At 72.5% G+C, this 14472-nt stretch carries 14 protein-coding genes; 3 read left to right on the forward strand and 11 right to left on the reverse strand.

Going from position 1 to position 14472, the window contains the following annotated elements; translation table 11 throughout:
- From OHU35_RS37545 to egtA, 5 genes are all read right to left on the reverse strand, one after another.
- Complete coding sequence (locus tag OHU35_RS37545) at positions 1-216, reverse strand: dodecin (protein ID WP_189722462.1); 216 nt, start codon at positions 214-216, stop codon at positions 1-3.
- 142 nt (positions 217-358) lie between these two features.
- Entirely contained in the window at positions 359-1321 is a 963-nt protein-coding gene (gene egtD / locus OHU35_RS37550) for an L-histidine N(alpha)-methyltransferase (RefSeq protein WP_189722461.1), read from the reverse strand.
- Entirely contained in the window at positions 1318-2109 is a 792-nt protein-coding gene (gene egtC, locus OHU35_RS37555) for an ergothioneine biosynthesis protein EgtC (protein ID WP_359890003.1), read from the reverse strand. Before egtC ends, egtD begins: the two co-directional genes overlap by 4 nt.
- The gene (gene egtB / locus OHU35_RS37560) at positions 2109-3446 is read right to left on the reverse strand and encodes an ergothioneine biosynthesis protein EgtB (RefSeq protein WP_405508486.1); all 1338 of its coding nucleotides are present in this window, start codon (positions 3444-3446) and stop codon (positions 2109-2111) included. The genes egtC and egtB overlap by 1 nt, the downstream gene beginning before the upstream one ends.
- A complete protein-coding gene (egtA, locus tag OHU35_RS37565; RefSeq protein WP_405508488.1) occupies positions 3443-4744 on the reverse strand; it encodes an ergothioneine biosynthesis glutamate--cysteine ligase EgtA in 1302 nt (433 codons plus the stop codon). The genes egtB and egtA overlap by 4 nt, the downstream gene beginning before the upstream one ends.
- Positions 4745-5034: 290 nt before the next feature.
- Here egtA and OHU35_RS37570 point away from each other — a divergent pair, with 290 nt between their 5' ends.
- On the forward strand, positions 5035-5865 hold the full coding sequence (locus OHU35_RS37570) for a TIGR02452 family protein (protein ID WP_405508489.1): 831 nt from the start codon (positions 5035-5037) through the stop codon (positions 5863-5865).
- On the opposite strand, the gene OHU35_RS37575 is transcribed toward OHU35_RS37570, so the two are convergent.
- From OHU35_RS37575 to OHU35_RS37590, 4 genes are all read right to left on the reverse strand, one after another.
- A complete protein-coding gene (locus OHU35_RS37575) occupies positions 5828-6274 on the reverse strand; it encodes a type II toxin-antitoxin system PemK/MazF family toxin (protein ID WP_189722456.1) in 447 nt (148 codons plus the stop codon). The genes OHU35_RS37570 and OHU35_RS37575 overlap by 38 nt on opposite strands.
- Before the next feature lie 42 nt (positions 6275-6316).
- Entirely contained in the window at positions 6317-7786 is a 1470-nt protein-coding gene (locus OHU35_RS37580; protein WP_233878599.1) for a flotillin family protein, read from the reverse strand.
- Between the two features lie 134 nt (positions 7787-7920).
- The gene (locus OHU35_RS37585) at positions 7921-8139 is read right to left on the reverse strand and encodes a hypothetical protein (protein WP_189722454.1); all 219 of its coding nucleotides are present in this window, start codon (positions 8137-8139) and stop codon (positions 7921-7923) included.
- A gap of 20 nt (positions 8140-8159) precedes the next feature.
- Positions 8160-9584, reverse strand: a complete 1425-nt coding sequence (locus OHU35_RS37590; protein WP_359890017.1) for an amidase — start codon at positions 9582-9584, stop codon at positions 8160-8162.
- A 214-nt stretch (positions 9585-9798) separates the two neighbouring features.
- Here OHU35_RS37590 and OHU35_RS37595 point away from each other — a divergent pair, with 214 nt between their 5' ends.
- The gene (locus tag OHU35_RS37595) at positions 9799-11187 is read left to right on the forward strand and encodes a glycoside hydrolase family 43 protein (RefSeq protein WP_405508491.1); all 1389 of its coding nucleotides are present in this window, start codon (positions 9799-9801) and stop codon (positions 11185-11187) included.
- A 13-nt stretch (positions 11188-11200) separates the two neighbouring features.
- Here OHU35_RS37595 and OHU35_RS37600 read toward each other — a convergent pair whose 3' ends face one another.
- Entirely contained in the window at positions 11201-12322 is a 1122-nt protein-coding gene (locus OHU35_RS37600; RefSeq protein ID WP_189722451.1) for a PP2C family protein-serine/threonine phosphatase, read from the reverse strand.
- Positions 12323-12476: 154 nt separating this feature from the next.
- A complete protein-coding gene (locus OHU35_RS37605; RefSeq protein ID WP_405508492.1) occupies positions 12477-13403 on the reverse strand; it encodes a helix-turn-helix transcriptional regulator in 927 nt (308 codons plus the stop codon).
- A gap of 148 nt (positions 13404-13551) precedes the next feature.
- On the opposite strand from OHU35_RS37605, the gene OHU35_RS37610 reads away from it, so the two are divergent.
- Positions 13552-14466, forward strand: coding sequence for an SDR family NAD(P)-dependent oxidoreductase (locus tag OHU35_RS37610; RefSeq protein ID WP_189722449.1), 915 nt, complete (start codon positions 13552-13554; stop codon positions 14464-14466).
- The last annotated feature ends 6 nt before the right edge of the window (positions 14467-14472 follow it).

The following is a 14472-nucleotide window of genomic DNA, read 5'->3' on the forward strand; positions in this document are numbered from 1 at the left end:
CTACTCGCCCTCCTCCAGCCGGAAGCCCACCTTGAGCCCCACCTGCCAGTGCGCGATCTGCCCGTTCTCGAGCTGGCCGCGCACCTGGGTCACCTCGAACCAGTCCAGGTTGCGCAGGGTCTGCGAGGCCCGTCCGATGCCGTTGCGGATGGCCGCGTCGACGCCCTCGGGCGAGGTCCCGACGATCTCCGTGACCCGGTAGGTGTGGTTCGACATGCCGCTGCTCCTCTTCCAGTGACGTTCCTTGACGTTCGTTCCCTTGGCGGATCTGCCACGCGTCACTCCACCGTGCCCCACACGGCGGCGAAGCGCGAGACGTCGCCTCCCGCTCCGCCGCCGTCCAAGGGCTCGCCGGGTGTCAGCGCGCCATGCTCAGCGACAGTGCGAACCGGCCCGCACCGTCCGTCCACCAGTGGGCCAGGTCCAGCCCCGCCGCGGACAGTTCGGCGCGCACACCCTCCTGCCGGAACTTCGCCGACACCTCGGTGCGCAGCTCCTCGCCCGCCACGAAGTCGACGGCGAGGTCGAGCGCCGGCACCTTGACCGTCTGCGCCGTACGGGAGCGCAGCCGCATCTCGATCCACTCGTGCTCGGCGTCCCACCGCGCCACGTGGTCGTACGCGGCGGGCTCGAAATCGGCGCCGAGCTCACGGTTGATCACCGTGAGCACGTTCTTGTTGAACGCGGCCGTCACCCCGGCCGCGTCGTCGTACGCCCGGACCAGCACCTCCTCGTCCTTGACCAGGTCCGTGCCCATCAGCAGGGCGTCGCCCGGGGCGAGCATGCCCCGCACGACCGCCAGGAACGCGGCACGCTCGGCGGGCAGCAGATTGCCGATCGTGCCGCCGAGGAACGCCACCAGCCGGGGCCCGGGCGTGTCCGGCAGCGTCAGTTCCGCGGTGAAGTCGGCGATCAGCGCGTGCACGTCGAGCCCCGGCCGCTCGGCGACGAGCGCCTGCCCGGCCTGGGTGAGGGCGCTCTCGCTGACGTCGACGGGGACGTAGGTGCGCAGGTCCGTGAGGGCGTCGAGCAGGTGCCGCGTCTTCTCGGAGGACCCGGAGCCGAGTTCGACCAGGGTGCGGGCCCGGGTCGCCGCGGCGATGTCGCCGGAGCGCGCGAGCAGGATCTCCCGCTCGGCGCGCGTCGGGTAGTACTCGGGCAGTTCCGTGATCTTCTCGAACAGGTCGCTGCCGTGCGCGTCGTAGAACCACTTCGGCGGCAGCGTCTTGGGGGTGCCGGTGAGACCCCGGTGGACGTCGGCGCGCAGCGCGGCGTCCGTGGCGTCCTCGGGCAGGGTGCGGGTGAGGCGGAACGGGCTCACGTACGGGGCTCCTTCAACGGTTCGGGGACGAGGGCGTCGGCCGGCTCCTTCAGCGGCGTGAGCAGCACGTCCGTGCGGCTCGCCGCGAGAAGGGTGCGGTCGGGGACCTCCTGCCAGTGCGGATCGTCGTCGTAGGGCTCGGAGGCCACGACCGTGCCGCCGCCCGGCCGGGTGAGGTACCAGAGGGTGTCGCCCCAGGCGGTCGCGGTAATGGTGTCGCCGTTGGTGAGCAGGAGGTTCAGCCGGGAGCCGGGGGCCGCGGCGGCGACCTCCAGGACGGTGTCGGCCATGGCCTGGCCCTCCTCGTCACCGCCGCGCAGCCGGGCCAGCACCAGCGCCCACACCAGCGCCGAGTCGTTGCGGGCCTCCAGCGACAGCAGGTCCTCGGGCGGCAGGCTCCGGGACACCGGGGCGAGCGAGCCGGGCCAGCCCTTGACCGCGCCGTTGTGGCTGAACAGCCAGGTCCCCGCGGCGAACGGCGCCGCCGCGGCCTCCGCGTCCGCGCCCGACAGGGTCGCGTCCCGCACCGCCGCGAGCAGCGCGTTCGTCCTTACGACCCGGGCGAGATCGGCGAACGACAGGTCCGCCCAGATCGGCCCGGCCCGGCGGTAGCGGGCCGGCACCGGGTCGCCCTCGGCGTACCAGCCGACGCCGAAACCGTCGGCGTTGACCGTCCCGTACCGCTGCCGCCGGGGCGCCCACGACTGCCGGTACAGGCCGTGCGGGGGCTCCACCAGGAGCCGCCCGAGCGGCTCCTCCGGTCCCACGTACGCCACATGACGGCACATCAGACCTCCTCCGAGCGGGCCGTGCGGAACCCGGAGAAGATCTGCCGCCGGATCGGATGGTCCCAGTTGCGGAACGTGCCCCGGCAGGCCACCGCGTCCACGGCGAACGCACCGCCGCGCAGCACCTTGTAGTCGGGCCCGAAGAAGACTTCCGAGTACTCCTTGTACGGGAACGCCTTGAACCCCGGGTACGGCAGGAAGTCGCTCGCCGTCCACTCCCACACGTCGCCGATCAGCTGCCGTACGCCGAGCGGGGACTCGCCGGCCGGATAGCTCCCGGCCGGTGCCGGACGCAGGTGCCGCTGGCCGAGGTTGGCGTGCTCGGGCCCCGGGTCGGCGTCGCCCCACGGGTAGCGCATGGAACGGTCAGCGGCCGGGTCGTACCGGGCCGCCTTCTCCCACTCCGCCTCGGTGGGCAGCCGGCGTCCGGCCCAGCGGGCGTAGGCGTCGGCCTCGTACCAGCACACGTGCAGCACCGGCTCGTCGCGCGGCACGACCTCGGTGAGGCCGAAGCGCCGGCGCAGCCACTGCCTGCCGTCCCGCCGCCAGTACAGCGGGTGCGCGATGGAGTTCCGGCGGATGTGGGCCCAGCCGTCCGCGGTCCACCAGCGCGGGTCGTCGTAGCCGCCGTCCTCGATGAACGCCTGGTACGCGCCGTTCGTCACCGGCGTGGTGTCGATGTGGAACGGCGCGACCTCGCGCCGGTGCGCGGGACGCTCGTTGTCCAGGGCCCACGGCTCGCCGGAGGTGCCCATCGTGAACGGGCCGCCCGGGACCAGGATCTCGGACGGGCCGGTGAACAGCGGCGCCGGATCCGGGTCGGGCGCGGTCAGGGCCTGCGGGCCCCTGCGCAGCTGATGCGTGATCAGCATGGTCTCGTCGTGCTGCTGTTCGTGCTGCGCGATCATCCCGAAGGCGAACCCGGCCTCCGTCAGCCGCGTCCCGTGGAACGCGGCCCGCTCCAGCACGTCCAGTGCCCGGCCGCGGACGTCGGCCGCGTAGGTGCGTGCCTCCTGGGGTGACAGCAGGGGCAGCTTCGGCCGCTCGGCCCGCGGGTGCTCGAAGGCGTCGTAGAGGCTGTCGATCTCGGGCCGTATCGCCTCGTGCCCGGCGACGGCCCGCAGCAGCCACTGCTCCTCCTGGTTGCCGATGTGCGCCAGGTCCCACACCAGCGGCGACATCAGCGGCGAGTGCTGCGCGGTCAGGTCGGGCTCCTCGACACAGCTCGTCAGCAGGGTGGTGCGGTCGCGGGCGACGATCAGCGAGGCGACGGCGCGCTCGCGCAGAATCTCGGGGTCGACGGCATCGGCGTCGACGGCGGGATCGGTGTCGGTCATGTGCGGATGTCCTTCCCGTGGGCGCGGCCGTCCGTGCCGCGCTGTCGGTCGAGCAGGTCGTCGGCGGGGCAGCGGCCCCGGACGACATAGCGGTCCAGATGGGCCGCGACGGCTTCCAGGACCTCGGGCTCGGCGCCGAGCCGGGGCAGGGCGTCCAGCGCGGTCGTGAAGCACGTGACGGCCACCTCGCGCAGTTCGGCGTCGGCCAGCCCGCCGCGGGCCGCGTCGAGCCACAGCGGGTTGTGCGGCGCGGGCAGCCCCAGCGTCCGCTCGGCCAGCGGCTTCACGGCCCGGTAGGCGGTCTCGGCGGCCTCCGGGTCGTCGAACAGCGCCGCCGTCACGGCCAGTGGCACGATCCAGCCGTCGTCCCCGGGCTGCGCGTCGATCATGCGCAGCTCCAGGTGGCCGCGGGGCCTTACCGGCGGGAACAGCGTCGTGACGTGGTAGTCGAGGTCCTCCCTGGTGGGCGGTCTCGGCACCCCCGTCCGGATCCACTCCCGGAAGGTGAGCCCCTTCGGGACGTCCCAGGGCGCGCCGTCCTGCCGTACGCACATCACGGGGGAGTCCAGCACGTGCCGCGCCCAGGCGCCGCGCGGGTCGGTGTCCAGCGGTGGTCCGCCCGCCCGGCCGGCGCCGATCCGCGTCCACAGCAGCTGCCGGGTGGACATCCAGCCGGTCGGCCGGTGACCGGCGAGCGGGGAGCTGGCGAACGCGGCCACCAGGACCGGGCCCAGATGATGGGCCAGCCACCAGCGCCGCACCAGGCCCAGGGGCCCGGGCTCCTCGTGGCCGGCGTCCAGGCACACCTGCACGGAGGCGGAGGTGCACATCATGGCGCGGCCGGAGGGGCCCGTGCGGTCCAGGCAGCGCTCCATGGCGTCGTAGCGCGGCTCGCGCAGGAACCGGCGGGGTTCGTGCCAGGGATCGTGGCCGAGGCCGACGAGCGCGAGGTCCTTCTCGCGCAGGACCGTGCGGACGGCGTCGAGGTCGGCGGAGACGATGGCTATGCACTCCGTCAGCGAGGCGGCGGGGGGCGAGCTCAGCTCCAGCTGGCCGCCGGGCTCCACGGTGAGCGCCGACCTCAGGGACAGGTTCCGTACTGCGGCGTAGGCCGCTTCGAGTCGTTCGGGTGTGACGGGGAGCTGCGGTGCGCGCAGCTCGTGGACGAGCCATTCCACCTCGACCCCGAGGCGGCGTGGCGGGCCGGTTTTGAAGCAGATGCCGCGGACCAGGGCCTCGACGTCTGCGGCGGACAGGGCGGTGGGTGGCTCGGTACAGCCACTAACCGAATCGGACATGTCGGGATCCTCCTGAGATTCCACCATGCCACCGGTCCGGGCTCTTGGCGGCCCGGGCCGGGATCACTCGTTCCACCCAAGACCTTCACGCCGCTCGGCACAAGGGGGCGAACCAGGGCGTTCCGGGCCGGTCATCGAGGCCGGCCGGACGTTTCCCGGGGCTTTCCCCGGCGTTCTCCGGCGACGGAAACTCCGTTGCGCCGCGGCTCCGGCATCACTCACGATGCCTGCGTGAGCACGACAAAGAAGACCGCGGGGCGTGCGGTCACGGCGCGCACGGGGGTGGCGCCGTGAGCGCGCGCCTGCGCGGTATCGCGCGGCAGACCGAGGAGATCGTGGCGGCAGGGGCCTACCGGGCGCCGAACGGCCGCGAGGTGTCCATCGCCGGGGAACTGCGGGCGGCGCGCGAGGGCACGCCGGAACCGGTACCGGTGCCCTCCGTTCGGGTGACTCAGGCGCAGGCGCGGATCGAGGTCACGGGCGAGAGCAGCCTGGAGGCCGCCCGCAGGCTCGGCGGGAACGTGGCCGTGCTGAGCTTCGCCTCGGCCCGCAATCCCGGCGGCGGCTACCTGAACGGCGCCCAGGCCCAGGAGGAGGCCCTGTGCCGGGCCTCCGCGCTGTACACCTGCCTGCTCCAGGCCCGCGCGTACTACGACCACCACCGCGCCCACCGCGACCCGTTCTACACGGACCGTGTCATCCACTCACCCGCCGTGCCCGTCTTCCGTGACGACCGGGGCGGGCTGCTGGACGAGCCGTACACCGCCGGCTTCCTGACCTCGCCCGCGCCCAACGCGGGCGTGGTGCTGCGCACGGCACCCGAGCGGGCCCCCGAGCTGCCGAGGGCCCTGGCCGTCAGGGCCGAACGGGTCTTGGAGACGGCCGCCGCCCACGGCTATCGCAGGCTGGTACTGGGCGCCTGGGGCTGCGGGGTGTTCCGCAACGACCCGGCCCAGGTGGCGGGGGCGTTCCGGGCGCTGCTGGAGCCCGGCGGACGGTTCGCGGAGACCTTCGAGCACGTGGTGTTCGGGATCCTGGACCGGACGCCGGACCGTGCGGTGAGGGGCGCGTTCGAGGAAACCCTCAGGTCCAGCCGTAGCGTTCCTGCAGCCGGCGCCTGACCAGGTTGAACCGCATACGGTCCAGCGCGCAGGCCTCCCGGCGCATGCCGTCCTCGTGCAGGCGCAGCACCCGGTCCACGTCGACCCACGACTCCCGGCCGGACCGGTCCCACGGCCCGCTGCCGATCGGCACCCACTCCCGGTCGCCGTCGTGCCGCTTGCTGGACAACTGCACGGCGAGGAACGTCCCGCCGGCCTCGCGGGCGACCACGAGCACGGGCCGGTCCTTGCCGCGCCCGTCGTTCTCCTCGAAGGGCACCCAGGTCCAGACGATCTCGCCCGGGTCGGGGTCGCCGTCGTATGCGGGTGAGTACTCGGTGCGTACCCTGCCGACCGCGCGAGGGTCGGCTTCGGTGGTGGCGGTGGGGCCGTCGCGGCCCGGGGCGTTCCCGTCGGTAAACGTGCTCACGGGGGCACCTTAGAGGCTGCCCCCGTGACCGCGCCCGACGGGTCACTTGTCGTCCATCGGCACCTTCTGGGCCAGCCCGTTGAGCGGCGGGGTCTCCTTCGGTGCCTGCCCGTTCTGGTTCATCGACGCGAGCAGCTGGCGGGCGAGGCCCAGGCCGGTGCCTCCCATGGTGAGGGCCTTGGCGAACATGTCCGCCATGCCGTCGGCGCCGTTGAGGACCACCATGTTGTCGACGTTGCCGAAGGCGGACGCTCCGGCCTTGACGATCTCCGGCCAGTTCTCGGCGAGTTGCTGGGCGACGACGGCCTCCTGGTTCTCGGCGAGGGCGGCGGCGCGGGCCTTGATGGCCTCGGCCTCCGCGAGACCCTTCGCCTTTGCGGCCTCGGCCGCGGCCAGCCCCCTGGCCTGTGCGGCCGCCGCCTCGGCCTCACCGGTGGCCCGGGTGGCCTGCGCGGCCGCCTCGCCCCGCGCCTTGGTCGCCTCGGCCTCGGCACCCGCGGCCGCCTTGACCCGGGTCGCCTCGGCGGCGGCCGCCAGCTCCGTCTCCTTCGCCTGGGCCTGCGCCCCCGAGATCCGTGCGTCGCGCTCCGCCTCGGCCAGGGTGCGCGTCTCGTAGGCCGCCGCGTCGGCGGGCTTGCGGACATCGGCCTGGAGTTGCTGTTCGCGGCGGTGCGCCTCCAGCTCCGCCACCCGCGTCTCCTGGACGACGACCTCCTGCCTGGCCCCGGCCTCGGCGAGCGGCCCGGCCTGCCGGGCCTTGGCGGCGGCCTTGTCACGCTCGGCCTGGTAGCCGGCCTGCAGGATCTCGCTGTCCCGGGTGGCCTCCGCCATCCGGGCGAACGACTGCTGCTCGGCCTCGGTGGCCAGCCGGTTCGCCTCCGCCTGCGCGATCCGGGCGTCCCGCTGCACGGCCGCCGCGTGCGGCATGGCCAGATTCCGGATGTACCCGGTCGGATCCTCGATCTCGTGGATCTGCAACGAGTCCACGATCAGACCCAGCTTCTCCATCTCGGTGCCGCACGCGGCCCGCGTCTGACCGGTGAGCTTCTCCCGGTCCCGGATCATGTCCTCGACCGTCAACCCGCCCACGATGGACCGCAGATGACCCGCGAACACGTTGTGCACCCGCTCCGACATCAGCTTCTGCTGGTCGAGGAAGCGGCGGGCCGCGTTCGCGATGGACACGAAGTCGTCGCCCACCTTGAAGATGACCACGCCCCGCACCTTGAGCGGGATGCCCTGGTGGGTCACGCAGTCCACCTGGAGTTCGGTCTCGTTCAGGTCGAGCGAGAGCTTGCGCACCGCCTGCACACCGGGCATCACGAGCGTGCCGCGCCCGGTGACGATGCGGAACCCCATTCCCTCCTCGATGCCCTCCGTGCGGTGCTTGGACCCCGAGATGATGAGTGCCTCGTTGGGTTCGGCGACCCGCCACATGAGCTTGAACAGACCGATCAGAACGGCAACGGCGGCAACCGCCGCCCCTGCCACGACGCCGATGACCATCGGCATGCGCCCCCTTTGGATGGTGCCCTCTCGGCACCGAACGAAGGGGAGTGTGCTCCTGCGCGGGGCCCGGGTACAGACGCCCGCGCATCCTTGTCCAAACCTTGACGCGTACGGCTCTCACCTGCGTCGCAGCGGGCTCAACTGTCGTATGCCGCCGTGACGTAGACGGTCCTCGGGGGCAGGTACTCGACCACCGTCACGACCGTGCCCGGCTCGATGCGGTCCGTCGAAGAGGCGGGGTGGGCGAGGAAGTGCTCGGCGCCGCCGCGCACACGGACGATCACCTCGCCGACCAGCCCGGGCCCGACCGTTCCGGTGACCCGCCCCATGAGCCCGACCATCGACGCGTCCGCCATGACAGACAGCGTACGGTCGCTCAGACGGCAGCGGAACGTGCCGTGACCGGCGGCGACGGCCACTTCGCGAACCAGCGCAGCTCCGCCTCCAACTGGGCGGCCACCTGGATGAGCAGAGGCTCGCTGTCGGCCGGCCCCAGCAACTGCGCCCCCACGGGCAGGCCGTCCGCCGTGAACCCGGCGGGCACATTGACCCCCGGCCAGCCCAGCACGTTCCACGGCCAGGCGTACGGGCAGGCGGCGATCATCGCGCGGTCGGTGGCGAAACCGCTGAGTTCGAGCAGGGCGCCGATGCGGGGCGGCGGAGCGGCGGTCGTGGGCGCGAGAACGACGTCGTACGAGGTGAAGAACCCTCCGATACGGCGGTGCAGGACGGCCTCCGCCCGCCGGGCCGCCCGCAGCGGGGCCCCGCCGAGCAGCCGGCCCAGCCGGGCCGCGTCCCGGGTACGCCGGTCCAGCAGCGCCGGGAAGGGCGCCTCGCCCACCCGCTCGGCGATCCCGGCCGTGGCCCGCGGCACGAAGGTCAGCCCGATCTGCCCGTACGGCGGGTCCGCCTCCTCGACCGTGTGCCCCAACGCGGCGAGCCGCTCGGCGAGTTCGACGATCCGGGTCCGCACTTCCGGACGCAGACGGGCGGGCACCGCCGTGAACGGCGGCTTGAGGGAGAGCGCGATCCGCAGCCGCCCGGGATCGCGGCCTAGGGCCGCCGAGGCGTCGACGGCCGGGGGCCGGTGCGGGTCCTGCGGGTGGTTGCCGCTCGCCGCGTCCAGCAGCAGGGCCGCGTCGGCGACCGTACGGGCCAGGGTTCCGTTGACGGTGATGCCCTGGAAGGACTCGCCGCGCGGCCAGGTGGAGACCCGCCCGCGCTGCGGTTTGATGCCGATCAGATGGGTCCACGCGGCGGGGATCCGCACCGAGCCGGCCCCGTCCGAGCCGAGCGCGGCGGGTACGAGCCCGGCGGCGACCGCGGCGGCCGAGCCACCGGACGACCCGCCGGGCGTGTGCTCCGTGCTCCACGGGTTGCGGGTCGCGCCGAAGGCGGGCCCCTCGGTGAAGGGCCACTGCCCGAACTCGCACGTGTTGGTCTTGCCGACGATCACGGCCCCGGCCGCGCGCAGCCGCCGTACCGCCTCGCCGTCCTCGGCGACCGGAGGGAACTCCCCGCAGCAGCCGAAGGCGGTCGGCTCGCCGGCCACGTCCATGTCGTCCTTCACCGCCACGGGGACGCCGAGCAGCGGCTTGCGGGTGCCCGCGGCCAGCTCCCGGTCAGCGGCATCGGCCTCGGCGAGCGCCGCCTCGGCCCGGACGATCCGGAAGGCGTTGAGGCTGCCCTGCGTCGCCTCGATCCGCGCCAGCGTGAGCTCCACCAGGGCGCGGGACGTCACCTCCCCGGCGGCCAGCGCACGGGCGGTCTCCGTCAGGCCTGCGGCGCGGTCGAGCGTCATGCGGACACCTCCGGAAGCGGGTGGTCTACCGAACGGTAACGTCCGGTGGCCGGTGGCGGAACGGCGGCGACGGAGTGGATGTTCACCGATCCCTCCTGGGCTCTGCGGCACTCGTACAAGACCATTGACGCACTTCTGCCTCAGCTCTACCTTCTGACCGACTTTCCGAACCTTGTTCGGTATTTCGACCCACTGAGTCGAGAGTGAGCCGCACATGACCCCCCGACCCGCCGCCCCGTCCCGCCGTACCCTGCTGCGCGCCCTGGCCGCCCTGCCCGCCTCGGCGCTGCTGCTCGGCGAAACCCCCGGACTGCTCGGCAGCGCCCTGGCCGCCGCACCCCCGAACGGCTCGGCCACCCGCTACACGATCGTGCCGTTCCTCAACAGCGATGACGGCACGGTCAACGTCTACCAGTCGGACGACGCCACCGACTTCCGGCTGCTGCGCTCCTCCGCGTACACGCCACCGGCGGGCCGGATCCGCGACGCGAGCGTCCTCAGGCACACCGACGGCAACTACTACGTCACCTACACCACGCACACCTGGCAGGACACCAGCACGACCATCGGCTTCGCCCGCAGCTCCGACCGCGTCAACTGGACGTTCCTGTACGACTACACCGTCCCCGTCGCGAACCTCTCCCGCGCCTGGGCGCCCGAATGGTTCGTCGACAGCGACGGCAGCGTCAACGTCGTCGTGTCCTGCTCCACCACGAACGACGAGTGGATCTTCACGCCGTACCTGCTGAGGGCCACGAACTCCGCCCTCACGGCGTGGAGTTCACCGGTGGCGCTCTCCGGCATCGGCGCCAACCACATCGACACCTTCATCGTGAAGGCCGGCTCGACGTACCACGCCTTCCCGAAGAACGAGACGACGAAGTATATCGAGTACGCCACCGCCGCGAACCTCACCGGCCCGTACACGATCCGCCGGACCGGCGACTGGGCGGGCTGGGGCAGCTACCGCGAGGGCCCCGCGCTGGTCCAGCTGGACAACGGCGGCTGGCGCATCTTCTTCGACGGCTACGGCGACGGCAACTACTACTACAGCGACAGCCACGACACCTTCGCCACCTGGTCGGCACCGGCCGCCCTGCCCGCGATCTCCGGAACGGCACGGCACTTCACCGTGGTCAAGGAGACGGTCTCGGGCGGCCCGAGCCTGGCCCGGAACACCACCCGCTCCTTCCGGTCGGCCAACTACTCGACCCGCTACTGGCAGCAGCAGTCCGCGCTTCTCAACCTGCCCGTGGTCAGCGGCTCCAGCACCTCCGCCGAGAAGCAGGCCGCCACCTTCACGGTCGTCGCCGGCCTCGCCGACGCGAACGCCTGCTCCTTCCGCGACGCGGCCGGCAATTACCTGCGCCACTGGGACTTCCGCGCCCGCTTCGACCCGAACGACGGCACGAGCACCTTCGCCAGGGACGCCACGTTCGTCCTCCGGGCCGGCACGGCGTCGGGCTCCGTCCGCTTCGAGTCGTACAACTACCCGGGGCACTACCTGCGCCACTACGCCTACCAGCTCCGCGTGGAACGCTCGAACGGGACGGACCTCTTCCGGCAGGACAGCTCGTTCGTACCGGTCACGGCCTGGGCTTGACCTGCGCTCTCGCTCAGCCGTACGGAGAGCGGCGGACGGTCAGGACGGCGACGTCGTCGTGCTGGCTGCCGCTGCCGGCGAAGGCGCGGGCGTCTTGGTACAGGGCCTGGGGCAGTTGGGTGGGGGAGAGGGCGAGGTGTTCGGTCAGCCGCTCGTCGACCGGGTAGAACGTGCCGTCGGCGGCCCGGGTCTCGGTGAGGCCGTCGGTGGTCAGCAGCAGTGTCGAACCGGCTGGGAACTCGAACCAGCCCACGGTGGTCGGTTCGGAGGCCAGTTCGGCGAGACCGAGCGGGACACCCGACTCCAGCGGCGGCGTGGTGACGATGCCGTCGTGCACCAACCGGGGTGGGATGTGCCCGCAGTTGACGACCTGCGCCTCGGTGTGGGCGTCGACGGAGACGACGAGCGCGGTGACGAACCGCTCCTCGTCGCCGTTCTGTTCGGCGTAGGAGTTGTGCCGGACGACGGAGGCGTCCATGGCGTCGACGAGCGCGGTGAGCGTGGCCTCCCTGTGGGCCGCCTCGCGGAAGGTGCCGATGACGGCGAACGCGGCCCCCACGGCGGCCAGTCCCTTGCCCTGCACGTCACCGATCAGCACCCGTGTTCCCCAGGGCGAGGCGACGACCTCGTAGATGTCACCGCCGACGAGCCGGTCCTCCTGTACGGGTTCGTAGACGCCGTTGACCAGGACGTCCTCGGTGACCAGGGGCAGGGGGTGCAGGATGTGCCGCTGCATGGCGGCGGCGGTGGAGCGCAGGCGGAGCATCTCGTGCTCGCGCCTGATACGGCGGTGGCAGGCGTAGACGGAGGTCACCGCCAGCGCGAGAGTGAGCACCACCAGCAGGGCACGGTCGATCGACCGGCCCACGTCACTGCCGCGTAGCAGCACGGTGAGGGTGACGAAGACGGTGGTCCAGGCGGACACGAACCTCGTCTGCTGCACGGTGCACAGCGCCGACGCCGTACCCGGAAGGAAGACCAGGAGACCGAGGAGCCACACCTCGGACCCGGACAGGGCACCGAGGATCTCCACCAGGGCCGTCACCGACACCACGCCGAAGGCCAGCTCGAGGTTGCCCGGAGGCTCGATCGCCTCGAGGGCGTCCGACGGCCTTCTTCGGCGGGTACCGATCATGGGAACTCCCGGGCAGGTGGTGATCTCTGTGTACGTTATGCAGGTCCTGCCGCCCGGGTGGAGGCGCCCCGCCGGGCAGACGGAGGGGCACGCGGTGGCTCCCTGAGGAACGCCGCGTCGCATCGGCGGACCTGATCGGAGATCCCTCACCCGATCAGGCAGCGGGATCGACCCGGCCGCCGACGGTGTCGCCGACGTCCTGCGGCCGCCCGTCAGGGGGTGCGGTGGCCGTTTGGCCCCCTGCGACGCGCAGAAGGTCCAGCTTCCCCGCGTCACTGCTTCCGGTCGCCGCTGTGTAGGTGACCATGCGCAGGTCGGCGCCGGGGACGATGAGGACGTCGCAGTCGACCTGGATGTCGCCGACCTCCGGATGCCGGATCGTCTTGCGGTCGGTGGTGTGTGGAGCGGATGCCGTCCGCGTGGCCCAGTGATGAGCGAACGCGCCGGACACGCCGCGCAGTTCCCGCACGAGTCGATCGAGCTGGGCGTCCCCGGGGTAGCGGGACACCGCGTCCTTGAGGTCGGCGACGATCGACACCTCGAAGACGTCCGGTCCGCGCTCGGACCGGACGGGCGGCATCGCGGCGTGTGCGAGTCCGTTGCCGAAGAGCGCACGAGCGAGGTTCCGTTCGGCGGGCGGGACGACGGCGGCGTCGCCGAACACAGCGCTCCACATGCTGTTCCACCACACCAGGGTCCAGTCCGCGCTGAACACGCCGATCGGGACGTCGCCCAGACGCGCGGCGAGCCGCTGGATGCCCGGGGGCACATGGGTGCTGACCGTCCCGTCCTGCGGCGGCAGGAGCCCGGCGCTGCGGTACAGCTGGTCCCGCTCGGCGCGGGAGAGCTGCAGGGCCCGGGCGAGGGCGCCGACGACCTGGGCCGAGGGGTTCCTGGCGCGTGACTGTTCCAGGCGCAGCACGTAGTCGACGGAAAGCCCGGCCAGTTGCGCGAGCTCCTCGCGACGCAGTCCCGGGGCACGACGGCCGTCCGTCACGGTGAAGCCGGCGTCGGCCGGAGCGAGACGGTCTCGCCAGGCGCGCACGAGGGCGCCGAAAGCGGAGCGGGAGGAAGAAGCCATGGGGCCATTGTCGCCGCGCGGCGCCGCATCAGCCTGGGTACTGCCAGTCCTGGTGACGGGGAGGGCCCTGGCCGGCGGTGGCGCGAGCGGTGAACGTGGACGTGTGCCCGAGCCGGACGGCATCGGCGCAGCAGTGAAGGAGCCTTCCGTGAAGCACACCATCGTGATGACGGGCGCGAGCCGCGGGATCGGCCGCGTCGCCGCCAGAAACATCCTGCGCCGGTCGCCGGACCTGCACCTCCTCGTCGTCGCCCGCGCGTCCTCCGGCGCACAGCTCGCCGCGGAACTCGCCACGGGCGGGCACACGGTCTCGCACGTCTCGGCGGACCTCGGCTCGCTGGACAGCGTCCGCTCGGCCGCCACCGAGATCCGGGACCGGCTCGAGGGCGGTGACCTCCCGCCGCTGCGCGGCTTCGTGGGCAACGCGGGCATGCAGTACACGAACGCGCTCACCGAGACACCCGACGGGTTCGAGGCCACCTTCACGGTCAACGTGCTCGCCAACCACCTGTTCGTCCGCCTGCTCCAGGACCGCTTCGCCCCTCCCGCCCGGATCGTGATCACCGCGAGCGACACCCACTTCGGTGACTTCAGGCACAACATGGGCATGGTGCCCGGCCCGGCCTGGAAGTCCCCGGACGTGCTCGCCCGCACGGGCGCGTTCGCCAAGCCGGACACCACGGCCGCCGGGCGCACGGCGTACTCCACGAGCAAGCTGGCCGCCATCTACCTCGTGCACGAGTACGCGCGCCGCCTGCCGGCCGGGATCGACGCCGTCGCCCACAACCCGGGCTTCGTCCCCGGTACCGGCCTCGCCCGCAACGCCGGCCCCGTCTCCCGGTTCGCGATGCGCCGCATCCTGCCGGTGATGACCCTCACCCCGTTCGCCACCAGCCGCGAGGCCGCGGGCCGCCACCTCGCCGATGTCGTCCTCGGCACGTTCCAGGCGCCGACCGGCTCCTACATCGACCGCGACCGTGTGGACCGCTCGTCCGAGGACTCCTACAACCCGCGGCGCGAAGGCGAACTCTGGGATGCCGCCGAACGGTTCACCGCAGGATGAACACAC

The sequence above is a fragment of the Streptomyces purpurascens genome (assembly GCF_045040895.1).
GTDB classification, from domain to species: Bacteria; Actinomycetota; Actinomycetes; order Streptomycetales; family Streptomycetaceae; genus Streptomyces; species Streptomyces purpurascens.